Raw genomic sequence first — 25,357 nt, 5'->3', positions numbered from 1 at the left:
ACATGCGTGTTTTTATTTTTTAAAATGAACAAACAGAGTCATTGACTGAAATACCCTTAGGGGGTATATTAAACATGAACATTCGAGGAGGTGCAACAATGAGCCAAGACAGTAAAACAACGTTAGCGATTATTGGCATGACCTGTGCCGCATGCTCTAACAGAATAGAGAAGCGTCTTAATAAAATGGATCATGTTGATGCGCAAGTCAATCTAACAACTGAACAAGCTAATATTAAATATGATTCAAGTGAATATAAAGTGGATGATTTTGTCGAGATTGTTCAAAAGTTAGGCTATGATGTAGCCACTGATAAAGCAGAATTAGATATTACTGGCATGACCTGTGCCGCATGTTCTAACCGTATTGAAAAGGTGTTAAATAAAACTGCCGGCGTAAAACAAGCTACCGTAAACTTAACAACCGAACAGGCGGCGATTGATTATTATCCCGGTCAAACAGATGTTGATACATTGATTGGTCGCATTCAAAATTTGGGTTATGATGCTGTACCGAAACAAACCGAGGAAGATCAAACGTCACGTAAAGAACGAGAATTGAAGCATAAACGTAACAAGCTTATGATTTCTGTGATTCTTTCTTTACCTTTATTAATGACGATGTTTGTTCATTTATTCAATATGCACTTGCCTGCTATTTTAATGAATCCTTGGTTTCAATTTATTTTAGCGACCCCTATCCAATTTATTATTGGTTGGCAATTTTATGTAGGGGCGTATAAGAATTTACGTAATGGTGGCGCCAATATGGATGTGTTAGTCGCTTTGGGTACAAGTGCTGCTTACTTTTATAGTCTTTATGAAATGATTAAGTGGCTAATGGGGACCACTACCACACCCCACCTATATTTTGAAACGAGTGCCGTATTAATTACGCTTATTCTTTTCGGAAAATATTTAGAAGCACGCGCAAAATCACAAACGACAAATGCGTTAAGTGAATTATTAAATTTACAAGCGAAAGAAGCGCGTATTGTCAAAGGTGATGGCACTCAACAGATGGTACCTTTAGACCAGGTTAACGTGAACGATACATTATTGATTAAACCTGGTGAGAAAATACCGGTAGACGGACAAATTATTAAAGGCGAAACGGCTGTAGATGAATCGATGTTAACTGGTGAATCAATGCCGATTGATAAACAAGTCGACGATACGGTGATTGGTTCAACGATTAATACCAATGGCGTGATTACGATTAAAGCAACAAAAGTCGGTAAAGACACTGCATTATCTAACATTATTAAAGTGGTTGAAGATGCGCAAAGTTCTAAAGCCCCTATTCAACGTTTAGCGGATATTATTTCTGGCTATTTTGTGCCGATTGTTATTGGTATTGCAGTCCTTACGTTTTTAATTTGGATTGTATTTGTTCATCCTGGACAATTTGAACCTGCCTTAGTCGCAGCCATCTCTGTGTTGGTAATTGCTTGTCCATGTGCGCTTGGTCTTGCTACACCTACATCTATTATGGTTGGGACTGGTCGCGCTGCGGAACATGGTATTTTATTTAAAGGTGGCGAATATGTAGAACGTACTCACCAGGTCGATACGGTGGTGTTTGATAAAACGGGTACGTTAACACATGGGAAGCCTGAGGTAACCTATTTCCAAGGAGCAAAAGAAATATTGTCATTGATTGCATCTGTTGAAAGTAATTCTGAGCACCCGTTGGCTACTGCGATTGTCAGTTATGCGCGTGAACAAGGTGTGAGCACTATTGAGGTTTCTGATTACCGCACGTTGCCTGGTCATGGGGTGCAAGCGGTGGTTGAGAATAAAACGTTATACGTGGGCAATCGTAAATTATTGATGGATAATGGCATTGATATAAGTGATGTGCTGTCTAAGATGGAATCGCTTGAAGCGAAGGGTCAAACGGTTATGTTAGTAGCTTACGACGGTGAGTTGAAAGGCATGATTGCGGTTGCGGATACGGTAAAGGCTTCTGCGAAAGAAGCGATTCAACAGTTAAATGATATGCATATTCGTACGGTGATGCTGACTGGAGATAATGAACGTACGGCGCGAGCGATTGCGGATGAGGTTGGCATTGACCAAGTGATCGCGAATGTCTTACCGGAAGATAAAGCGGATCATATTGCCAAGTTACAAGCTGACCATCATAAGGTGGCGATGGTTGGCGATGGGATTAATGATGCACCTGCATTAGTGAAAGCAGATATTGGTATAGCGATGGGTACAGGAACAGAAGTAGCAATTGAAGCGGCTGATATCACTATACTTGGTGGCGATATCCATTTAGTTCCTAAAGCGATTCGTGCGAGTGATAAGACGATTCGTAATATTAAGCAGAACTTATTCTGGGCGTTCGGTTATAATGTGGCAGGTATTCCGATTGCAGCTATGGGCTTATTAGCACCGTGGATTGCTGGTGCAGCGATGGCGTTAAGTTCTGTGAGTGTGGTAAGTAATGCATTACGTTTGAAACGCATGAAATTATAAATGTATTTCATTAATATAATTCTATTTTATTTTGTTTCATCTTTTGAAAAGGAGTAAAATATGGGTATATATGTAATAAGCTTTTGGAGGTGACGTAAAATGATTAATGATGTAATTAAAGTAGATGGTATGAGTTGTGACCATTGCAGAAATGCTATTGAATCAGCATTAGCTAAAATTAATGGCGTGAGAAGCGCTGAAGTAGATTTAGATAAAAATGAAGTTAGAGTAGATTACGATGACAATAAAGTTTCAATGAAAGAATTGAAAGATGCCATCGAAGATCAAGGTTATGATGTAAAATAATTCATAATTCTAATGAGTGATGTATAGGACTCCTAGAGAGAAGGCTATGGTGCTACTCTCTAGGAATTTTTTATTAGTTTACTCTTAATTTAGTAGTGCCTGTTTTTAATACATCTATGGTAGCGTCTAATGCGTCTACGATTAAATTTTTCACCGCTGCATCAGTATAAAAGGCAATGTGCGGTGTTAGAAGAATGTCTTCTCGCGCAATCAACTCATCTAATAGCGCATCACCGTAAGCTTTGTCGCGATAATCGCCAGGGAATAAACCTCTTTCATATTCGTAGGTATCCAGTGCCGCACCTTTAATATGACCTTCATCAATAGCGCTGAGCAATGCTTTAGTGTCTACGATGGAACCTCTTGCTGCATTAACAAAGACAGCACCCTCTTTGAACTGTGCGAAGCGGGATGCATCGAATAAATGATGATTGTATTTCGTCGCAGGTATATGCACCGTAACGATATCAGCTTCTTTCAGTGCGTCTTCTAACGTGTTTTTATATTCTACGTATTGTGCAACCTGTTCATTTGGAAAAGGATCATACGCTACAACACGACTGTTATAGCCTTTTGCGAATATCTTTGCAGTAATCGAGCCAATGCGACCCGTACCAATAACCGCCACAGTTAATTCACTAATTGAACGAGATAAGATAGAAGGTTCCCATCTAAAATCATGCGCACGTACTTTACGTTGAATATCATTTTGATTTCTAACAATATTAATCGCTTGTGTTACCGCAAATTCAGCAATTGAACTTGGTGAATACGACGGAACATTAGACACAATAATATTGTATTTTGAAGCTAAATTTAAATCATACATATCAAACCCTGCGCTACGTTGTGCAATTTGTTTGATACCGTATTGTTGTAACTTCGCAAATACTTCTTCTGATAAAGGATGCTGTTGTGATAAAGACAATCCATCAAAGCCTTGAACGCTATCCACGTTCTCTTCCGTTAAAAATGCTTTATTTAATTCTACTTCGACTTTATTTTCTGTTGCCCATTCTTCGATAAATGGAATATCTTCGTCTCGAACACTCATTATTTTAATTTTAGTCATGCTGTCTCATCTCTTTTCTTCTTAGTTGTTAGTCTTGATATAAATGTGATAAAGAGGCTAGTCGTTCTGCCGCTTCGGCTAATTGTTCATCATTAAGTGCTAAGGATATACGGACGTAGTGGCGTCCATTCTCCCCAAAAGGAATACCTGGTGCTACTAAAATTGATTGTTCTTGTAATAAATAGTGTTCGAACGTTTCACTGTCATAGCCAGGCGGTGTTTGAAGCCATGAATAGATACCACCTTTAGAATGCACAAATGGTAACTTCGCTTCACTTAAACGTTGTTCGAAGGCATCGCGACGACGTTTAAATGTTTCATTCTGTTGGTCTAAAAAGTCATCATAATGATTTAATGCATAGGTTGCGGCATCTTGTAAGGCACCAAACATCCCCGCATTAGTATGCGTTTGATATTTTTTAAGGGCTTGAATCATATCTTTATTACCCACTGCAAATCCTACACGGAAGCCTGACATATTATATCCTTTCGATAATGAAAAGATTTCGATTGCAACGTCTTTGCCATGTTCAGAAGCAAGAATACTCGGGTTCTTAGCGTCAAATCCAAAAGCACTGTAGGCAAAGTCGTGAACAATCTTAGTGCGTGTGCCTGTAAATTTCTGAATGGCTTCATCAAATACTTCTTTCGTCGCCGTAGAGCCTGTTGGGTTGTTTGGATACGTTAAATAAATGAGGGCAGTATTGTCTAATGTTGCTGGGTCTACTTTGTCCCAATCTGGTAAGTAATCTGGAGGATCTAAATTGAGTGGTACTGGATTGGCATCTGCAAGCATGACCCCTGCTAAATAATCTGTATAACCCGGGTTAGGTAATAAGACATTTTCTCCAGGATTGACGATACAAGTTGGTAATGCGACTAACCCATTCTTTGTACCATACAGAATGCAGACTTCTTCATCTTTATCTAACGTGACATCATATTGACGTTGATAAAAATTGACGATGGCTTCTTTGAAAGATTCTTTACCGTGGAAGGCGCCGTATTTCTGGTTCTCCGGTATACGTATAGCCTCTGCGAAGTGGTCAACAATACCTTTAGGTGTTTCTCCGTCTGGAATACCCACTGCCATATTAATAAGTGGAAGAGGTCCATGTTCAACTTTACGCCCCATTGTTTTACCGAAGTAACTTTCCGGTATCGCTGCTAATCGTTTTGATATTACCATTTGTGTCCATCCTCCTTTAAATTAAAAAAATAAAAAAGCTATATGCCATTTTTAATTAAAAGTGACATATAGCCGAAAAAAATCATATATGACACTTATCTTCAGAGGGACCGCTTTCGTTCCCACTCCTTCTCTAAATAAGTTCTATCGAATTAATTTTATTCTATCAGTTCGATAAGTATTGTCAATATTGATAATTTTCTGAAATATTGTTTGTATTTAAAAATTACTTGCCACGTGCAATATCGTCTAACATCGCTTCAGCTGTAATCTTTGCGCTTGTAAGGACAATCGGCACGCCGGCGCCTGGATGTGTACTCGCTCCAGCAAAGTATAAATCTTTATAATCTCTAGACACATTAGGTGGACGATAATAATTACTTTGTGCCAATGTCGGCATTAACCCAAATGCTGTACCAAATTTAGCATTGTAACGACTTTCGAAATCTAACGGCGTGAAGATGGTTTCTGACACCACGTCCTCACGTATATCTTTCAATGCTTCAATCGTTTGAATCTTGTTGTAAACGACTTCTTTCGCACGTTCAATTGTCGCTGGGTCGTGCCAATTAATATTTCCTGTTTTTAATTCAGGAACAGGCATCAAGACATACATTCCTGTTTGTCCTTCTGGTGCTAATGAATCATCTTCTACAGCTGGGAAATACAGATATAATGACGGGTCATCAGGCATTTTACCGCTAAATATATCATCAATATTACCTCTAAAGTCTTCGGCAAAGACAACATTGTGTACATGTACTTTATCTCGTAAATCGCGATTTATGCCAGCATACACTAGAAATGCAGAACATGAGTAGTCCATGTTTTCAACCTTTTCAGAAGAATATTTCTTAAGAGGTGAATGCGATGGCATCAGATGTTGCGCTGCATATGGGAAATCAGCTGTACAAAGTACTTTGTCGAAACGATGAATTTCGTCATTCACGCGTAAACCGTCTGCGCGTTTAAATTTAGGGTCGATGATAATTTCTTGAACATCTGAATTCAAGCGCACTTCTACGCCGAGATCTTGGCCTAACTTCAATAAACCTTGTGCTAAGCTGTACATACCGCCCTTAATGTAATACACACCATGCACCATTTCTATCATTGGAATAATCGAATAAATAGAAGGGCCTTGTTTCGGATCGATACCTATGTATAGCGTTTGAAAAGCTAAAAGTTTACGTATTTTCTCATTAGACACGTAATTATCAATGAGCTGATCTGCCTTACTAATCGTACGTAATTTCAAGCCACGATATAATGACAGCGGATTGTAGAACTCACTCGGTTTGCGGAAAGTACGCTCTAAGAAATACTTACGCGCAACTTCATAACGTTTATACACATCCGTTAGGAACGACATAAAGTCTTGCGTAGAACCCGGCTCAATCGCTTCTAACGCCTGACTCAGTTGTGGCAAATCAGTAGAGACACTCACTTTATCTTTATCTGAGAAGTATATATCAAAGATGTGCGTTAACTGTCGCATGTCTATATAATCTTCGTAGTTCTTACCACTTTCTTCAAATACTGCTTTATATACATCAGGCACCATAACGATGGTGGGCCCCATATCGAAGGTGAAGCCATCTTTTTTGAACTGACTCATGCGTCCGCCAACTTGTTCGTTTTTCTCAAATAGGGTAACTTGATGACCATGCGCAGCCAACCTTGCCGCTGCTGCTAAACCTGTCACCCCTGCGCCTACTACGGCTATTTTCATACCATTACCACCTAAGCTTTATATTTTTTCTTTAAACTACGGTAAATCTTATTCTTCTTCCAAGTTGACACATAGACGCGTTTATCAAGCGTATAATCTGCTTTTCTCACTTCATTTAAAATGCCTCGATACACTTCAGCAGCTAATTCAATAATCATACGTGATTCTTTATTGTACACATCTAAATTGTTAAGTACAGCATCATAGTTATCATCAGCTAACTTGGCGTAAAATTCCCAAATACGTTGATAATTCTCTGATGGTTTATCACGATCAATTTCTTTTTCAATAGAAACATCAAATTCATTTAGGCGTTCAATACTAAAGTAAATACGACCATTACGATAGTCTTCCCCTACATCACGTAAAATATTTGTAAGCTGTAATGCTTCACCTAATTGTTTACCATTATCATAAGCCTCTTTTGTTGGTGGCGTAGATAAGATTGGAATAAGCAATACGCCCACCGTACCTGCTACCCCGTAACAATAGTCTAGTAGACCTTGATCGGTTTCAAACATTTCAAAGTGTTGATCCGCTTCTACAGTGTCAATCAAGTCATAGAGGGCCTGATAATTCATTTGAAAATGTTTACTCGTATCAGCAAAAGCCAACATGATTTGTTCATCACTTTCAAATGCCTTAGGTATACTAGCGTGAGCTTCAATTAACTGAACATCACGGCGGATTTTATGTAAATACTCAACATCTTGATGTATATCGATACTATCATCAACAATTCGACACACGGCATAAATTGCCCACACCGCTTGGCGTTGTTGTTCTGGTAACATATCAAAAGCATATGAAAAACTCTTTGAATAATCCTTCATAATTTGATGACAATATTGATAACTTTCCTCTATAGTTCTCATGGAGAGCCCCCTGTTTATGCGTTAATGATTAATATTAAAAGTACGTCCTTTCCATTGTACCGTTTTTTTAAAATGAATATGACGATAAGAATTCATAAAAATGAAAATAAATGCTAAAAATAGTATTGGACTTAACATTAAAGACCATGTTGAAAACGAGCCAATACGTTTATGTAATTGAATAAATTGTAGCGTAGCTAAGCCACAGGATAAACTAATACGCTTAAAAGAAATAGATTTTGATAAAAAGCTAAGCATTAAGACAAATGGCATTAGCATATTTCCTATCATCCATATGATGATTAGAGTCATAATACGCCCCTGTGTCTGAGAGGCGCCTACTGCTAAATGTTTGGTCCAGCCTTCAATTAAGCTTCTTAGTCCTTCTTCATACATTCTAAATCCCACATAGTTTTGGCCTTCATAACAAGTCACTGGCAACTGTTGTTGTTTGAAAGCTTCACCTAATGCGAATCCTTCAATAATATGATTACGTGCATTGTAATGGCCTTGTGTTAAAGTATAATCGGCTTGATTCATCACCGTTACAGGACCGAATGCTAACGATTGTGGTTCCTTCTTTGCCACACTTGAGAATTGATTCATTCCCACTACCGTCATTAAATTGAATAAAGCCGATAACTGTTCATATGGCTTTTTAACGTAATGATACGGTTGAATGCTTAATAATCCACGATATCGTTGTTTCTCATAACTTTGTATGATGGCCTCTAAAGCTTGGTCATCTAATAATACGACATCTGCATCGATAAATATGACGATATCTGAAGTTGCGTAGTTCATTCCTTGATAACAAGCGAAAGATTTGCCATACCACCGTTTGTTCTTCTCATCCTCAGTTACAGCGTAGACGTTCGCACCCCATTCTTTCGCGACTCGAACCGTGTCATCTTGCGAGCCGTCATCCATTACAATGATTTCTCCTTGTATCGTTTGTCGCTTCAAACTTTTAAGTAAATGTGGTAACCGTTTAGCTTCATCTCTTGCAGGAATAACGATACTGATAGATTGAGAGATGCTAGCAGTATTTTCTTTTTGAAAATGTAGCAATTGACGTCGATTGTACATCAAATACCCACTTAATATAGACGTCCCTATCAAGCCGTGCAATAGCGATTCTAATACTTTCACTAGCGATTCTCTCCTTTCATCTATTCTTGCAAGTCAGCGTGTTCTCTATCATTAATTTTATCAGCAACTTGTTGCCCACTTAGCGTCACCATTGGCATACCGCCACCAGGATTAACAGAACCACCTACAAAGTAGAGATTCTCAAAATACTGACTTTGTTTAGGGAACTTAAAGCCCTTATTTTTCTTACGATCAGCTACCACACCATAAATAGCGCCCTTATTTGAAGCGTAATAACGCTCAATATCATGCGGTGTCCATATATCTTCATATATTATATGTTGTCTTAAATCCGTTAAGCCCATTCGTTCTAATTTATCTAATACGCGTTCACGAAATTTATTATATTGTACTTCGGTAAACGGTGTATCTTGAATATATGGAATATGCGGTAATACTTTTAAATTCTCACAACCTGCAGGTGCTTGCGTTTTATCTGTTTTGTTACTATTCACGAGATAAATTGTAGGATCTTGAGGTAAGACCTTTTCATGAAAGACTTCATGATAATTGCGTTTAGAATCGCTTGAGAATAAGAAATTATGATGTGCTAATTGCGGGTACTGTTTATCCACGCCTAGATGCATGACATATCCTGAACTTGCAGGTTCAAATGTCTTCTCTAATTTCGCTAGCTTTTTCTTTGAAAAGTGCAACAAGTCTCGATAAGTTGGAATCACTTCTCTATTAGAAACAATGTAATCTGCATCAACATAGTCGCCGTCATCTAATCTCACGCCTGTTACATGATTAAAATATGTATTAATGCTTTGGACATCTATTCCGGTGTGAATCATTACGCCTTCTTCCCTAGCAAGTTGTTCTAAGGCTTGTGCTAAATGATGAATGCCACCTTTAACGTACCATAAACCTTGTTCATATTGCATATGAATGAGTAATGTTAATACTGCTGGTGCGTCATAAGAAGACGATCCTACATATTTAATAAAGTAACCCAGCATATCTCTCAATTCCTGTTTATCAACATATCGATTAATGGCTTCTTGCATCGTTGAAAAGTAATCTACACCTTTTAAAGAATTGAAAGGCCCTTGATATTTAATAATTTCGCTTACCGTATCTAAGCCTAATGCAAAATATCCTTCTTCAGTAAAGCGATGTATTCTTTCGGCATATTGTAAAAATTGATGTAACTGTTGGACGTCTTCTTCATTTAAACTTTGATTCATTTGAGACATTATTGTTAAATCTTCATATAAATCAATCACTTCGCCATTAGTAAAGAAACTTCGCCACTGTAAAGGTAAACACTCAATAGTGACATAGTCTGACATTTTTTTATGACTATATCTAAATAAATTTTCAAAGATATAAGGCATGGTAAGGATAGAAGGTCCTAAATCAAAACCAAAGCCTTCTTCTTCTAGACGATTTACCTTTCCACCAATATGATTATTCTTCTCGTAAAGATTCACTTCGAAGCCACTTTGCGCTAAACGAATTGCTGCTGAAATACCACCTAATCCGCCACCAATAACTATTATTTTTTTCTTAGTCACGATGGGCACCTCTTTTCAATTTTAATTGGTACACTTTTTCTAATCTTGGACGATTATAACGTTGGGTTATTATAATAGGAAGATTCGCTAATATAACATAAAAAATATTAATGATTTTAAGATATGTCGGTGCTTTTAGAAACGCTAGCACAGGTAGCATTGATAGCCAATGTACAAACTCTGCTCGTCTCATTTCTATTATCATTGTGTGTAAATCATTCAAATTAAATGATGTTAATTGTTTTTTATTATATATTTTTTGGTTCAACTGACTACCTTCAGGTATGTAATGTTTCCATTTATTGGTCTTAAATAAGTCATTCCATATCTTGCCTTCCTTTTCCCAAGAAAATGACTTAAAAAGTTGGCTATACTTTATAAAGAAAGCATGAGGAAGCCTAGTACCTAAAGTAGCTAACATCATTTGAGTCATAAACCAATACATACTATGAAAAATTCCAAGTTTTAATATCTTTTTAAATGTCATTTTGCCCAACACTTTCTCATTATTTCACTTTATACATAGTTTTAATTTATTCCCTATATTAAAAAAAGCTAAACTATTCTATATTTGGGCATAAAAAAAGAGGCCGACATGTGTCGACCTCTCTTCTCGATAACTCGATGTGCTATCCAGTTATCTTAGTAAATCTTACCACCAACCGTGAGAAGCACGGAAAGCAATTGCGTTATCCATTGAACCGTAACGGCTGTTAGCGTAGTTAATCATACCTTTAGTTTGTTGAGCTACTGAACCAGTACCCCATGATTCCATAGTTTGACCTAAACCTCTGTAACCGTATGGGTTAACAGCGTTAGGGTTACCGCCTGATTCTGGCATTACGATAGCGTTCCAAGCAGCTTCAGTACCACCGTTAGCTAAGAATTGAGATTTAACTGAACCACCAGTTGAAGCTGATTGTGGTGCAGAGTATGAAGCTGTGTTGTTGCTGTATGATGGAGCAGATACAGTTTTAACTTGAGCATGGCTAGCTTGTTGGTTAGAGCTTACTGATTGGTTTGAACCTTGGTTGTAAGATGCTGAGTAATCAGTTGCTTGAGATTGTTGAGCTGGAGCAGCTTGAGTAGTTGTAGCTGCAGCTGTGTCAGCACCACCAGTGTAAGTGTAGTTCCAAGACCAAGTTGAACCGTTTGAAGTGAAGTTGTATTTGAAACCATCTTTAACGAATGAAATGTTATAAGCGCCAGCTTGTACTGGGTGAGCGTTTAATTGAGATGGGTTATTTTGAGCTAAGTTAGCTAATTGTGCGTAGTTTGAAGTTTGTTCAGATGCGTGTGCACTGTGATCTGTAGTTAATGCATAACCTGTTACTCCTAATGCTACTGCTAATGACGAAGCGATAACTGTCTTTTTCATAAAAATAATTCCTCCAAGAATTTAGTTTATATTTTCGATTTGTTAATTTCTTTGTGTTAATGCGTTTGTGTTTTTTGTTTAACTTTTGACATTAGCTACTATAACACAAAAAAATACGAATAATATTACGCTTATCTTACAAAAAATTACAATAGAGATTATATTTTGTAATATTGAAATATTACTGAAGTGTGTTGTAACAATACATTTTTAGGTTTTGAGTTTAAAATTTCATTATGAAATAAGGATTTACATTACTCTTTTAAGAATTTTACAATCGTTTTACATAATTCGTAATATTACAAATTACGACTTTGTTACACACCTGTAATATTTCTAACATCTTGTTTTTCATTAAATTTTTCTATTTAAAACAAAAAAATCAAGAAACTATTCTATAAAATAGTCTCTTGAAATGATTTACTTGGTTAAAAACTATAATATCAATTACTTATTTTTAATAATCTTTTACGCCCCATAGTACTTTTTCACATTTTCGAATAATGTATTTTAGTATTTCTATGCGTGACGTTTTTTTATGATCTGCTGGAACAACTAACCATGGCGCATAAGAGGTATTCGTTTTTTCAATCATATCGTGACTCGCTTCGACATATAAATCCCATTTTTCACGATTACGCCAATCTTCGTCAGTAATCTTCCATTGTTTATCGACATTTTGTTCACGATCTTTAAATCGTTTTAATTGTTCATCTTTATCTAATGTAAGGAAGAATTTTAAAAGAATAGCCCCTTCATCTGTCCACATTTTCTCAAAAGAATTAATTTCATCGTACGCACGTTGCCATTCTTTTGTAGTGGCGAAGCCTTCAATTCGTTCAACAAGTACGCGACCATACCAACTGCGGTCAAATAACTCAATGTGTCCGCTTCTTGGCATATCTTTCGCAAAACGCCATAAATAATGATGCTTTAGTTCTACATCTGTTGGCGCACTAATTCCATTTACTTCATAACCTGTTGGGTCAAGTTTTTCTCTGATACGTTTAATATTGCCACCTTTCCCGGCTGCATCCATACCTTCAAATACTAAGATAAGCGGAATCTTTCTATCATATAAAGCAAATTGAATTTCTCGCATACGTTGTTGTAATTCAGTAATTAATTGCTTATATTCACCTTTTGATACTTTATCTACATTAATATCGAATAAATCTGTTTTAAAGTCTGGCGTGAATTCACCATCAACGTGCTTTTCTTGTTTTTGATGTTTATCAATCGCATGTTCTAAACGTTCTATAATATGATGATACATTTTTTCTATCGCATTTTGTCGTTCGGTATAATCAATAATCTTCCATTGTTTATCTCTTTTAATAAATTGATGCATATCATCTAAATACGTTTCAGTAGGTAAGACATTGCCATATTCTTGTACCTTCCAACGCATTAAAGGATTCTCTTTTGTTTGTTTAATGTGTTCTTGGCGTTTTTCTTCATTAATTTCAATGAAGAATTTAATAATTTCATAGTTATCTTTTTTCAGCATTTTTTCAAAAGAATAAATCTGTTCTTTTAAAACATCATAATTTTTATATCTATTATGTTTAATTTCATTCTCACGATAATCTAAATAATGTGAATACCAACTACGGAAATAAACATTAATATCTCCTTTTGCAGGTAAAGTGTTCCAATATTTTTGTAAGAATTGATATCTTAAATCATCTGATTGTGGTGATTGCGTGGCAATAAAGCGTGTATATTTTGCGTCAAAGTTTAATAATAATTCATTTGATAAACGCGTTTTACCTGATGCCGGAACCCCTTCAAATAGTATCATGACAGGAATGCCTAATTCGTGTGTTTGTCTTGTTAACTCTGCCGTTCTTAGTGCTAATGTTTCAATTTTATTAGCCATATACCATCCATCCTTTTGTTTAATTACTATTTATTTTATTGTAACACTATTACTCACAAGCTATTTTATAATAATTTTATTTTTCGAAAAATGAGGAACCAATAATTGGTCATAAAGACATCCTTATCAATTCCTCACAATAGTATTATTTCAAAAATTTACAGCCTTAGCCCATAAATTTATAAATATCGTTAGTATATAATTTTAAAACTTTACGTAAGACAATATCTAGAATAAATGCAGTTAATAACGGTACAACGAAGAATCCTAATACAATTAATAGGATACTCATTATAGCTGAATCCACATGTAAAAACTTAAACGCACTGATTGGTCCGATCATACCGATGAAACCAAAACCTGCGGATTCTTTTGTACCGGCAATACCAATTAAACTTCCAGCGATACCTGAAACTGCTGCAGTAATTAAAATAGGTAACATAATAATTGGATATTTAACCATGTTAGGCATCATCATTTTTACCCCACCGAAGAAGATAGAAATTGGTACGGCAACACGATTCACTTGGCTAGTACCAATGAGTAATACTGCTTCAGTAGCTGAAATTCCAATAGATGCTGATCCAGCAGCTAAACCTGTAATACCAATCGCAATCGCAATTGCTACCGTTGATAACGGCGAAATAATAATGAAGCTAAATACCATAGAAATTAACATACACATTAAGACTGGTTGTAATTCAGTGAAACTATTAACTATATTTCCAATACCAGTTGTAATCATATGGACATAAGGTAGAATTAGCACACCAATTGTCGCTGATAATCCACCCACTACAGTTGGATAAACGATAAGCGCCATACTGCCTACGCGTTTTTCTACTAATAAGATTAAAAGCACTGCAATGGCAGCAGTAATCATCGTATTAATTAAGTCACCGATACCTGCAATAACCCAAACGCCATTTTTAAATTGTGCGGCGCCACTTCCCACATATGATGCACATGCCACGACAGCAATCGCAAGTGGTGTCATTTCAAATTTCAAGGCGATAAGTGCTCCGATTAAAGCTGGAACAGTAAACTGCATTGCTTGTACGACATGTAGAAAAGTCGCAAACACGGGATGATGATGCATGAGCGCTTTAAAGATTTCACCCAAAATGGCATTAGGTACTAAACCAACAACAATCCCGATTGCTACACCGGAAAGTACTCTAAATGTAAAATCTTTGACTCCTATATTTTTAAGCTCTGTTGTCATATTGATACCTCCTAAGATGTTGATACACACTTAAATTAGTGATGATGCATCTTACTATATCACAATATCTAAATTTTCAGAATATTTATTTAATATTTTATTTTTAAATAGTACAATTTAAGCACAAAATGAAGAAACCGAAGTTCAAATATTTAATTTTTTAGTCCTACCCCTTCCTTAAATGAGCTTTAATAATAGAAGAAAATAATAAAAAAGAAACGTATTTCTACTATTATAATAGTAAAAATACGTTTACATAATTGTGTAACTATTTCTTTATCATTTAATCATTAATTGCTGGGTCTTTTTTTACTTCGTCTAAATCAATGCCTTCTTTACGTTTTTCTTTTTTGTAACGTAAGAACATTAAACATAATACTGCTAACCATGCTGGTGCAACTAATACACCAATTCTAATATCTTTATCTAATGCGAGTACGATAAAGATAAAGACGAAAAACGTTAAAATTAGATATGCGCTTACTTTATCACCTGGTAATCTAAATTTACTTTGTTCATGTAATTCCGGTTTATTTTTCAAGAAACCAAGATAAGCAATCATAATAATTGTCCAGATGATGATATTAAGTACGGTAGATACCGTTGTAATATATACAAATACTTCAGTAGCATTTGGAATAACGTAGTTTAATACTACGGCGATTAGTAATAAGCCACATGTGATTAAGATTGAGTAGTATGGCACGCCGTGTTTATTCGTTTTTTGTAAAAATGGAGGCGCCTGTTTACGTGCAGCTAAACCATACATTGTTCTACTGTCTGCAAAGATACCACTATTACACGCAGATGCTGCAGCAGTTAATACAACAAAGTTAATAACACCGGCCGCAAATGGAATACCCACTAAGCCAAACAATTTTACATATGGGCTGTCAGCTGGATTCAATTTATCCCACGGTACTACTGACATCACGACTGCTAATGAACCGATATAAAAGATTAGAATTCTATAAGGTACATTATTGATCGCTTGGGGAATAGTTTTATGAGGATTTTTCGTTTCTCCAGCCGTAATACCAATGAGCTCAATTCCAATGAATGAAAAGATAGCCATTTGGAATGAGAGTAAGAACCCTGTCATACCATGTGGGAAGAAACCGCCGTGGCTCCAAATATTAGATAATTTCGCTGTACCACTTGCTGTGTGAGTACCCATGACAATCATGACAATACCCACTACGATTAATGCAATAATCGTTGTTACTTTAATTAATGCGAACCAAAACTCTAATTCCCCAAATATTTTAGCGCTCATTAAATTCAAAACCATCAATACTAATACTGTAAATAAAGCCGTTAACCAACTTGGAATAGTCGACCACCAGAAATTCACATACTTCGCAACTGCTGTTACCTCTGCCATACCTGCTACGATCCATGTAAACCAGTACGTCCAACCTACAATAAATCCTGCCAATGGTCCGATATAAGTGTGCGCAATATCGGCAAATGATTTAAATCCTAAATTCGAAAGAAGCATCTCTCCCATTGCTCTCATGAATAAGAATAATACCAAGCCTACAACAATGTAGGTTAATAAGATAGATGGTCCAGCCAAATGAATCGATTGACCTGCCCCTAAAAATAATCCCGTCCCTATTGCTCCGCCAATTGCAATTAATTGAATATGCCTATTAGACAATCCTCTTTGTAGTTTATCTTCCATAGTCTTCTTCTCCATCCTATGGAGTAAGCTATTCAGTTTGAAAAGTTCTAGATGTACAGTTAAACAACATACCCCTTTGTTTTTTTAAAATGCTGAGTAACAAGTAACTTTTTGAATATTTATACTTCTTAGTTTAATAATATGCTTCAATTTATCTGAAAAATCAAATTATTTTAACTTTATGTTAATTTTCTTATATCATCTATATTTATACCTAATGCATGGACAATTCCTTTATGATGTACTTCGGTAATAAGTTGTGCAATTTCTCTTTCATCAACGTCATCTTTATGTAATGACCAATATTCAAACGTATTAATAATGATAGCTACAAGATACTCTTTGCCTAGGTCGATACGTACCTTAGAGCCACTGCCAATTTGATTTAGAAAGTCAAGTCGATGTGAGACCACTTTTCTAATTTTCATACGGAAACTAATAATACCTGGATTTGTTAATAACACTTTCAATACATCTGAATAAGGGTCTAAAGACTTAAAGAGATTGACGATACTTTTTGTTTTAAAGATATTCATCTCATCAAATTGACTTACATCAAATTCTCGTTGTGTTTTAATATAATTTAAAATTTCATCTTCGATATCAGATAATAATTCATATTTATCCTCGTAGTATCTATAAAATGTACTTCTAGTTACATATGCTTCCTCAGCAATTTCATTAATCGTCACTTCTTCAAAATTTTTATGTTGTAACAATTTAATTAATGCTTCTTTAAGTAATCGTTGTGTTAGTTGTGTTTTTCTGCTATAACTCATTTTTTCACCCTTCCATAGTTATCAATATAATACATTTTAATACATTGTGTATTATTTTAAACACTGAAGATTATTTTGTTCTCCTTTTTTCTAAAAAAAGTTGTTACATTTAATCAGTACTTTTAAAGGAGGATTATTATGTCAGAGAATATAAATACAAAATTCGATTTAGATACTCATGGAAAACCATATAGTAAATTCATGGTCATGGTTGTGATTTTGCTTGCAACATTTGCTGGAGCTTTAATGCAAACATCATTGGGTACTGCACTACCAACATTAATGAAAGACTTTGATATAGATTTCAGTACAGCTCAACAAGCTACTACATGGTTCTTATTAGCGAACGGAATAATGGTGCCTGTATCAGCTTACTTAGCTACACGATTTTCTACTAAATGGCTACACGTCATTGCATACGGCATTTTATTAGTCGGTTTAGTTTTAACAGCTATCGCTCCATCAAATAGTGATAGTTGGATTATATTTTTAACTGGTCGTATCGTTACAGCAATCGCTGTTGGTTTAATGATGCCTTTAATGCAAATTATTATTATTAATATGTTTCCACCAAATAAACGTGGAACTGCAATGGGACTAAGTGGTTTAGCTGTAGGTCTTGCACCAGCACTTGGACCAACATTTGCTGGATGGATACTAGATAAAGACCACGTCATTTTAGGACTAACAATTAGTGATTCATGGAGAAATATATTTGTCATCCCAATTATTGTTGTTGCTATTGCATTCGTTTTAAGTTTCATCTTCATGAAAGACGTCATACCAAATAGAAAAATCAAATTAGACATCTTATCTCTTATTCTCTCTAGCATTGGATTTGGACTATTTTTATGGAGTTTCTCAAATGTCTCTAGCGAAGGATGGGGAAGCTTCAATTACGTCATATTACCATTAACAATTAGCTTAATTATTATAGCTTGGTTCTGTATACGTCAATTTAAATTAGACGATCCATTCTTAGACTTACGTGTATTTAAATCTAAAGGGTTTGTAGTTGCGACAATCGGACTTATCGTCGTTACTATGGCGATGTACGGGGTCGAAATGATGTTACCAACTTATTTACAAAATATTCATGGGTTCTCACCTTTTAAATCTGGTTTAACATTATTAGCCGGCGCATTAATGTTAGGTTTTATATCACCCATTTCTGGTGCCCTTTATAACAAAGTAGGTATAAAACGTTTAGCCTTTGTTGGATTTTTAATTTTATCATTTGCTTCATTACCATTTGGATTTTTAACTGATACAACATCGCCTACACTTATTTTGGTTTTATACTCAATTCGTATGTTTGGTGTTGCTTTAATGATGATGCCATTAACTACAAATGCAATGGATGCACTTCCAACTGAAATGGGTACACATGGTACTGCATCAAACAACACTGCTAGACAAGTTGCATCTTCTATTGCTGTAGCTTTACTTACATCTATTACACAAAACATAATTAACAATAATATGCCATCTAAAAGTTTAAAAGATGCTAATCCATTACAGTTTGCCGAACACGCACAACAAGCTTCTATTGATGGATTTAACACAGCTTTCTTAATAGGTGTAGCTTTTGCAGTAATTGGTTTAATAATTGTTCCTTTCTTGAAAATGAATAATTCAGAAAGTGAGGAAAAATAAATGATTATTTTAATAGTATTAACAATAGCTATGTTTGCATCATGGCTACTCATTCCACATAAACTTACTCGTTATATTTTAGGTTCAATTACAACTTTATTATTCATAGGTTTAATCATCGGCATTGTGTTAAATATGACACATCACTTCGGTATGGAAAAAACGACAGTCAATGAACCAGAGAAACAAATATATTCAGCTGGTTCAGACAAATCACCTACGAATATGTTAATTGCAAATGAAATTGGTAATAATTCTTATAACTATGTCATGGTGTATAAAGATAAACAAAGTGATGATAAACCATCTGCTCACTTTAAACCAAGTACTAACAAAGAAGATGTATCTGACTCAGTAAAGAAAGTAGCATATTATGAAACATCTAACGTCAATAAAGCTACAGTAAAAACTAAAAAAGAATACTGGACTTGGAAAAATGATTATTATCGCTATTTATTTGATTACGGTAAAGAGGATAAAGAACTGATTAAACAAACATCAGTAGTAACTGTGCCAAGTGACACATGGGTAGTCTTAGACGCAAAAGAAGCGAAAAAACTTCAAAAACAACAACGATCGATGTCATCTAAATCACAAGATAAAATGAAAGAGGCACTTCAAAAGAAAATGATATCTTATAAAAAAGAACATCCTAAGGCTTCTGAAAAAGAAATGAAAGATTATTTAAACACGGAAAAACAACGTTTAGCTACACAACAAATTAAAGAAATGCTTAAGTAAATTTAAATTTTAATTCCATAGATTGCCCACAAATTCTACGACTTTGTGGGCATTTCTTTATGTATTTTCAAAGAACTGAGTACCCTTTTTCGAAAAAAGTTATATAATTAACTTTATTATTATATAAATATAAAATAATATATTTATACGAGTTAGTGTGAGTTATGGAATATAAAGGAGGTTCAAGAAAATGAATATAGACCAAATCAATCTTCAATTTAACAAGACAGTGACAAACTATGATTCTGTGTTAATTGTCTTAACCTATCAAGACCAATTCGTTTTTGTTAAGAATAAAAAAAGAGCGTGGGAATTGACTGGAGGAAAGATTGATAATAATGAAACGATGAATGAGACTGCTATTAGAGAAGCTTATGAAGAATCTGGTGCCATTATCAATGAAAGTGATATTGAATATATAGGATACTATGTACTTCCTAACGGGCATACTACTACAATTGTGAAAGCTGAAGTAAGTTATTTTGAAGATATTCCCAAAGAATCAGAAACTACTGAAAGAATACTTACGAAAGAACCACTAGATAAAAGTGTATTATCGTTTCAAGATGGATTATATGAAGAAATATTTAGAGGCGCGTCATGAATAATACTAAAAAAGGTTATTTATTTAATATCATTTCCGTAGCTATCATGTCTTTGACGCCCATATTAAATAAAGTTTCACTCACTGATTTGTCACCTATCCAAGCGAGTTTTTTAAATGCTTTATTTTCAACTTTAATATTATTAATAACTGTATTACTTGCTAAAAGTAGAATTAAAATACATCACAATAAGTTTATTTGGTTATTAGGTATTACTAATACAATAGGCATTTTACTTCAATATGTAAGTTTAAGTTTGTTAGATCCAGTTAGCGTAGGATTATTAGGAAGATTTTATATTATATTTGCGTTACTTCTTTCAGTGCTCTTTCTGAATGAAACGTTATCTAAACATGATGCACTTCCTATTGCGTTTGCTATCATAGGTTCATTTTTAATCACTCATTTTTCAGGTGATTTTAACAGTATATTAGGTGTGATTGCCGCCCTATCTTATACATTCTTTTTTGCATTAACGAATATGTTAGCTAAAAAGACCGTAAATAACATCGATTCAAAAACCATTCTGCTATACAATCAAGCGACTTCTACTTTGTTATTAGGCATCATATTAATTGTGACGAATCATTTACATACTATACATATAGGTATAGGTTTATTTTCTATTTTACTTTCTGCTTTGTGTAGTGGCGTAATAGGACTGTTATTATTCTATGAAGGTCTTAAATACATTTCATTTCGTGAAGCGAATATTATCAGAACCCTCAATCCTATATTCGTGTTTATATTTTCTTTTCCATTTTTCCCTTTACCATTGACGCCTAAATTTATAACCGGTGCAATATTAATCATTATTTCTATCATTTATATGAATCTATATAAAGATAAAAAAACGTCTTCATAATAACTTTTTTATTAAAAGTGCCCCCAACATTAGACTTCAACCTAACTTTGGGGGCATATGAATTGATTCAATTTATAAAATTTATTTAACTAACAAACTAAGAAATTATATTTATGTCCATCTGGATCTGCAAAAGTTGCACCGTAATAGCCTTGGTATACACCAGGTTCATCTATCACTTTGCCACCTGACTCTACAACTTTTTTAATTAAGACATCTACTTCCTCATTTGTTTTGACTCCTAATGAAATGATTACTTCATTAGGTTGAGAAGATACTGCATCATGCGTAACTTTTTCAAAATGATTATTCTCAATTAAGATAACAATAGTTTTCCCTATTTGAATTCCTAACATTTTATCTAACATATCTGGATTTTTATTTATTTCAAATCCTAAATTCTTATAAAATTGTTTGCTACGTTCCAAATCTTCTACGTGCAAATTAAACCACATTGATTGAATCATGTGCATTACCTCATTTTCCAAAAAAATTAGAAACCTACTTTATTAATCCATTGTTCTAGCGTTAAGTGATTTGGATTGATGTCGTCCATTTGATTGAAATCAACTACATAACCTTTCTCTTCAAGCCAGCCACGTTCAGCAGTGCCACTTGAAAATGACCCTTTAATTTCTGTAGGTTTACCAGTAACTGTGGCAAATGTTCTCACTACTTCATTTAATGTAAGTTCATCTGAAGCAATTTCGATAGCTTGATGATTAAAACGTTCAATATTTGCGAAAATATTAGCAGCAATTCTAGCGATATCGATAGATGAAATCATCGCAAATTTCACATCTCGGTTAATAAATTCTGGGATAATAATTTCACCATCTTCAACTTTAGTAATTCTTAAGAAATTGTCCATAAAGAACGATGGTTTAATGATTGTGTAGTTTAATGAGCTTGCTTTAAGCTCATTCTCAATCTTAGCAAGTGCTTCAAAGTGAGGGCCTGTGCGATCACGGTTCACGCCACCCGCTGTACTGTAAACCATGTATTCTACTCCTTGTTGTTCTGCTATATGAATAATCATTTTGCCTTGGCGTAATTCTTCTTCTACATTATCAACAATGATAGGTTGAACACTATAAGCACCGTATTGACCTTTCATTGCTTGTTTTAAACTATCCTCATTACTTAAGTCGCCTTCGAAGATTTCTAAGTTTTCATTATCAATAGATATTAATTTGTCATTATTTTTATTACGTGTAAAGGCACGTACTTTCCAATCATCTTCTAATAATTGTTTGACTACTGCATTACCTTGTTTTCCTGTAGCGCCAATAACTAAAATACTTTTATCCATTACTTATCTCTCCTATTGTAAGAACCAATAATCTTCTTTTTCGCCCTTTAAGTACGTGTATTCTTTAGGTGTATCACCATTCATTTTTATATCTTTATTAATTAAGTCACGAATGTCCCAAACTAAATGAATAAATTTTTGTAATTTATTTCCAAAGAAGCCATTTGGCGCATCCATGTTCAATACCTTTTCCACATCTTCCACAGAAATATTCATCTCTCCGGCAATATTTTCTAAACTTAACGTTGATTCATGGAAATGAGCTTTAAGTTCTTCACTTGTCACACGTCTTTGTTCTTTATTTAATGACATCTTCATCCACTCTTTTCTAAAAATTTTTCCAATGTCCAAAACTTAAATATTTGAAATATAAATTAACACGTTTTATAATAAACGGAGCATTATCCGTTTGTCAATAATATGAATTTTAAAGAGGTGGTATGATGCGTAAAGATGCATTAAAGAATCGGCAACGTATTGAAGATAAAGCGATTGAATTGTTTCGTGATGAAGGCGTAGATAATGTAAGCATGAATCGATTGTCTAAAGAACTAAATATTGGTATGGGCACCCTTTATCGTCATTTTAAAGATAAAGGAGATTTATGTTACCACATTATTGAACACGACTTCGACGACATTATGAATCAAATGCTTGAAATTAAACAACGCTATACTTCTAAAAAAGATATTATGAGCCATTCACTCGACATATTTTTACAATTTAAAACGGATAATAGCGATTTACTTACTTGTATTGAAGGTAACGATAATGCTCAATTATTCAGAGCAAGTAACTTTTTCAAGAATTTAAATCAGTATTATTTTGACTTATTTAATGATTACGATAACGATGCATGGGCTATATTCAAAACAGACATGCTTTTAAAATCTTTAACAACTGCAACATTTGAATTTCAAAAAAATGTAAGACAATTATCAAATGAAACATTCCGTGATAATTTAATTCGACTATATTTACCTAATGAGGTGACAGAATAATGGAAAGAATCACTTTAATTACTGGTGGAAATAAAGGTTTAGGCTTTGAAACAGCGAAAGAACTAAAAGAACAAGGCCATAAAGTTTATATTGGCTCTCGTGATGAAGCACGCGGTCAAAAAGCAGCTGAGGAACTTGGCGTAGATTACGTCCAACTTGATGTCACAGATGACACTTCAGTTCAAAATGCTTATAACACAATCAAAGATAAAGAAGGACATTTAGACGTATTAGTTAATAATGCGGGCATCTCTGGCGGGTTCGCTAAACCTGCAGATTTAACTGTTGAAGACGTGGAGAAAGTTTATAACACAAACGTCTTTGGTATTGTAAGAATGATGCATACATTTGTTCCACTTCTTGAAAAGTCAGAACAACCTGTTGTAGTAAATGTAAGTAGTGGTTTAGGTTCATTTGGTATGGTAACTAACCCAGACACACAAGAATCTAAAGTGAACTCACTCGCTTACTGTTCATCTAAATCTGCAGTCACAATGTTAACATTGCAATACTCTAAAGGTTTACCGCATATTCAAATTAACGCTGCAGACCCAGGTTCAACAAACACTGATTTAGTTGGTGACTTCAGTAATAACTCTAAACCAGCCTCTGAAGGTGTGATTCCAATTGTAAAACTTGCAACAATTGATAAAGATGGTCCAACTGGTACATTCATCGATGGTAACGGCACAATGCCTTGGTAATTTAACCTTTATGAATAATTAATATCTAGGAGGCTTTTTCAAATGAAAAGTATTAACTTTGAAGAACATTATGTTGTAGATGAAATCCAACAGGAAACAATGAAACACATGTCATCTGATTCTAAAGGTGTCCCAATGAAGACAATGCTTGAAGGTTTAGAACAAAAGTCTGGTTTTACTGATGCAGACGAAATTAAACATCATGATAAACGTATCAAATTCATGGATGAACAAGATGTTCAAATGCAAGTTTTATCTTACGGTAACGGTGCGCCTTCTAACTTAGAAGGCGAACGAGCTATCGAATTATGTAAGAAAGCAAATGACACTTTAGCAGAATATGTACAAGAACATCCTGACCGCTTCGTAGGCTTTGCGACATTACCTATTAATGAACCAGAAGCTGCTATCGAAGAATTTAAACGTTGCGTAAATGAACTTGGATTTAAGGGCGCCTTAATTATGGGTCATCCTAAGAGTGGTTTCTTAGACCAAGATGAATACGATGGTTTATTCGCTGCAGCTGAAGCAATGGATGCACCAATTTATCTACACCCATCACCAGTGCCTAGCGATGTGTATCAAGCGTATTACAAAGGTAATTATCCTGATGTGACTGCCGCAACATTTGCTTGTTTCGGTTATGGTTGGCATGTTGATGTAGGGATTCATGCAATTCACCTAGTATTAGCAGGTATTTTAGACCGTTACCCTAACCTAAACTTAATCATTGGACATTGGGGCGAATTCGTACCATTCTTCTTAGAACGTATGGATAATATCTTATTTGCTGACCACTTAAAACACCCTATTAGCTATTATTTCAAAAATAATTTCTATATCACACCAAGTGGTATGTTAACAAAACCACAATTCGACTTAATTAAAACAGAAGTTGGTGTTGATCGAATTCTTTACTCAGCAGACTATCCTTATGTAGAACCTGAAAACTTAGGTACTTTCTTAAGCGAATTAGGTTTAACTGAAGAAGAACAGGAAAAAATTAGTTATAAAAACGGGGCTAAATTACTAGGCCTAGATAAATAAAGAAGTGTAGTTGTGGATAATCCTAGTGGAAAAGAAAGAGTCTCAAGACTACAGGCTTGAGCCTTTTCCACCGGAAAGTGACACAACTTAAACGAGTGACCCTCTATCTTAGAACATTTTCAAGAATTAAGATAAAAAATATA

General features: G+C 34.8%; 24 protein-coding genes. 9 read left to right on the top strand and 15 right to left on the bottom strand.

Annotation, left to right across the window (positions count from 1 at the left end; genetic code table 11):
* The first annotated feature begins 98 nt into the window (after nt 1-98).
* Both CD128_RS03675 and copZ read left to right on the top strand, forming a co-directional pair.
* Nucleotides 99-2,486 carry a heavy metal translocating P-type ATPase gene (locus tag CD128_RS03675; RefSeq protein WP_103328731.1) on the top strand — a complete coding sequence of 796 codons (2,388 nt, stop codon included), beginning with the start codon at nt 99-101 and terminating at the stop codon, nt 2,484-2,486.
* Nucleotides 2,487-2,585: 99 nt separating this feature from the next.
* Nucleotides 2,586-2,792: a copper chaperone CopZ gene (gene copZ, locus CD128_RS03670; RefSeq protein ID WP_103328730.1), complete on the top strand. Its 207-nt coding sequence runs from the start codon at nt 2,586-2,588 to the stop codon at nt 2,790-2,792.
* A gap of 73 nt (nt 2,793-2,865) precedes the next feature.
* Here copZ and CD128_RS03665 read toward each other — a convergent pair whose 3' ends face one another.
* From CD128_RS03665 to CD128_RS03610, 12 genes are all read right to left on the bottom strand, one after another.
* Nucleotides 2,866-3,864 carry a D-lactate dehydrogenase gene (locus CD128_RS03665; RefSeq protein ID WP_103328729.1) on the bottom strand — a complete coding sequence of 333 codons (999 nt, stop codon included), beginning with the start codon at nt 3,862-3,864 and terminating at the stop codon, nt 2,866-2,868.
* 28 nt (nt 3,865-3,892) lie between these two features.
* Complete coding sequence (locus CD128_RS03660; RefSeq protein WP_103328728.1) at nt 3,893-5,053, bottom strand: aminotransferase class I/II-fold pyridoxal phosphate-dependent enzyme; 1,161 nt, start codon at nt 5,051-5,053, stop codon at nt 3,893-3,895.
* 226 nt (nt 5,054-5,279) lie between these two features.
* Nucleotides 5,280-6,785, bottom strand: coding sequence for a phytoene desaturase family protein (locus CD128_RS03655; RefSeq protein WP_103328727.1), 1,506 nt, complete (start codon nt 6,783-6,785; stop codon nt 5,280-5,282).
* Between the two features lie 11 nt (nt 6,786-6,796).
* Nucleotides 6,797-7,660: a phytoene/squalene synthase family protein gene (locus CD128_RS03650; RefSeq protein WP_103328726.1), complete on the bottom strand. Its 864-nt coding sequence runs from the start codon at nt 7,658-7,660 to the stop codon at nt 6,797-6,799.
* A gap of 21 nt (nt 7,661-7,681) precedes the next feature.
* Nucleotides 7,682-8,812, bottom strand: coding sequence for a glycosyltransferase family A protein (locus tag CD128_RS03645; RefSeq protein WP_103328725.1), 1,131 nt, complete (start codon nt 8,810-8,812; stop codon nt 7,682-7,684).
* Nucleotides 8,813-8,832: 20 nt separating this feature from the next.
* Entirely contained in the window at nt 8,833-10,332 is a 1,500-nt protein-coding gene (locus tag CD128_RS03640) for a phytoene desaturase family protein (protein WP_103328724.1), read from the bottom strand.
* A complete protein-coding gene (locus CD128_RS03635) occupies nt 10,325-10,819 on the bottom strand; it encodes a glycosyl-4,4'-diaponeurosporenoate acyltransferase CrtO family protein (RefSeq protein ID WP_103328723.1) in 495 nt (164 codons plus the stop codon). The genes CD128_RS03640 and CD128_RS03635 overlap by 8 nt, the downstream gene beginning before the upstream one ends.
* Nucleotides 10,820-10,984: 165 nt before the next feature.
* Nucleotides 10,985-11,710 carry an aggregation-promoting factor C-terminal-like domain-containing protein gene (locus CD128_RS03630; RefSeq protein ID WP_103328722.1) on the bottom strand — a complete coding sequence of 242 codons (726 nt, stop codon included), beginning with the start codon at nt 11,708-11,710 and terminating at the stop codon, nt 10,985-10,987.
* Nucleotides 11,711-12,167: 457 nt separating this feature from the next.
* Nucleotides 12,168-13,592, bottom strand: a complete 1,425-nt coding sequence (locus tag CD128_RS03625; RefSeq protein ID WP_103328721.1) for a phosphate--AMP phosphotransferase — start codon at nt 13,590-13,592, stop codon at nt 12,168-12,170.
* 166 nt (nt 13,593-13,758) lie between these two features.
* Nucleotides 13,759-14,817 (bottom strand): PTS transporter subunit IIC, encoded by a 1,059-nt coding sequence (locus tag CD128_RS03620; RefSeq protein ID WP_103328720.1) that lies wholly within the window; start codon nt 14,815-14,817, stop codon nt 13,759-13,761.
* A 283-nt stretch (nt 14,818-15,100) separates the two neighbouring features.
* A complete protein-coding gene (locus CD128_RS03615; protein ID WP_103328719.1) occupies nt 15,101-16,504 on the bottom strand; it encodes an amino acid permease in 1,404 nt (467 codons plus the stop codon).
* Between the two features lie 179 nt (nt 16,505-16,683).
* Nucleotides 16,684-17,283: a TetR family transcriptional regulator gene (locus CD128_RS03610; RefSeq protein ID WP_103328718.1), complete on the bottom strand. Its 600-nt coding sequence runs from the start codon at nt 17,281-17,283 to the stop codon at nt 16,684-16,686.
* A 138-nt stretch (nt 17,284-17,421) separates the two neighbouring features.
* Here CD128_RS03610 and CD128_RS03605 point away from each other — a divergent pair, with 138 nt between their 5' ends.
* From CD128_RS03605 to CD128_RS03590, 4 genes are all read left to right on the top strand, one after another.
* Nucleotides 17,422-18,939 (top strand): MDR family MFS transporter, encoded by a 1,518-nt coding sequence (locus tag CD128_RS03605; RefSeq protein ID WP_103328717.1) that lies wholly within the window; start codon nt 17,422-17,424, stop codon nt 18,937-18,939.
* Entirely contained in the window at nt 18,940-19,680 is a 741-nt protein-coding gene (locus tag CD128_RS03600; protein ID WP_103328716.1) for a DUF4811 domain-containing protein, read from the top strand. It begins immediately after the preceding gene.
* A gap of 190 nt (nt 19,681-19,870) precedes the next feature.
* Nucleotides 19,871-20,284, top strand: coding sequence for an NUDIX domain-containing protein (locus CD128_RS03595; protein ID WP_103328715.1), 414 nt, complete (start codon nt 19,871-19,873; stop codon nt 20,282-20,284).
* Nucleotides 20,281-21,150 carry a DMT family transporter gene (locus tag CD128_RS03590; RefSeq protein ID WP_103328714.1) on the top strand — a complete coding sequence of 290 codons (870 nt, stop codon included), beginning with the start codon at nt 20,281-20,283 and terminating at the stop codon, nt 21,148-21,150. The genes CD128_RS03595 and CD128_RS03590 overlap by 4 nt, the downstream gene beginning before the upstream one ends.
* A gap of 89 nt (nt 21,151-21,239) precedes the next feature.
* On the opposite strand, the gene CD128_RS03585 is transcribed toward CD128_RS03590, so the two are convergent.
* Genes CD128_RS03585 through CD128_RS03575 form a run of 3 tightly spaced genes read right to left on the bottom strand, consistent with a single transcriptional unit; the run spans nt 21,240 to nt 22,774 of the window.
* Entirely contained in the window at nt 21,240-21,617 is a 378-nt protein-coding gene (locus CD128_RS03585; protein ID WP_103328713.1) for a VOC family protein, read from the bottom strand.
* Between the two features lie 26 nt (nt 21,618-21,643).
* On the bottom strand, nt 21,644-22,462 hold the full coding sequence (locus CD128_RS03580) for an NmrA/HSCARG family protein (protein ID WP_103328712.1): 819 nt from the start codon (nt 22,460-22,462) through the stop codon (nt 21,644-21,646).
* Between the two features lie 12 nt (nt 22,463-22,474).
* Nucleotides 22,475-22,774 (bottom strand): DUF2316 family protein, encoded by a 300-nt coding sequence (locus CD128_RS03575; protein ID WP_103328711.1) that lies wholly within the window; start codon nt 22,772-22,774, stop codon nt 22,475-22,477.
* 131 nt (nt 22,775-22,905) lie between these two features.
* Here CD128_RS03575 and CD128_RS03570 point away from each other — a divergent pair, with 131 nt between their 5' ends.
* From CD128_RS03570 to CD128_RS03560, 3 genes are read left to right on the top strand one after another with little or no spacing between them, the layout of a single operon-like run.
* The gene (locus CD128_RS03570; protein ID WP_103328710.1) at nt 22,906-23,463 is read left to right on the top strand and encodes a TetR/AcrR family transcriptional regulator; all 558 of its coding nucleotides are present in this window, start codon (nt 22,906-22,908) and stop codon (nt 23,461-23,463) included.
* A complete protein-coding gene (locus tag CD128_RS03565) occupies nt 23,463-24,167 on the top strand; it encodes an SDR family NAD(P)-dependent oxidoreductase (protein ID WP_103328709.1) in 705 nt (234 codons plus the stop codon). Before CD128_RS03570 ends, CD128_RS03565 begins: the two co-directional genes overlap by 1 nt.
* 42 nt (nt 24,168-24,209) lie before the next feature.
* Nucleotides 24,210-25,214, top strand: a complete 1,005-nt coding sequence (locus CD128_RS03560; protein WP_103328708.1) for an amidohydrolase family protein — start codon at nt 24,210-24,212, stop codon at nt 25,212-25,214.
* The last annotated feature ends 143 nt before the right edge of the window (nt 25,215-25,357 follow it).

Source organism: Staphylococcus croceilyticus, assembly GCF_002902575.1.
Taxonomy (GTDB): Bacteria; Bacillota; Bacilli; order Staphylococcales; family Staphylococcaceae; genus Staphylococcus; species Staphylococcus croceilyticus.
This window is presented reverse-complemented; position numbering and strand designations above follow the sequence as displayed.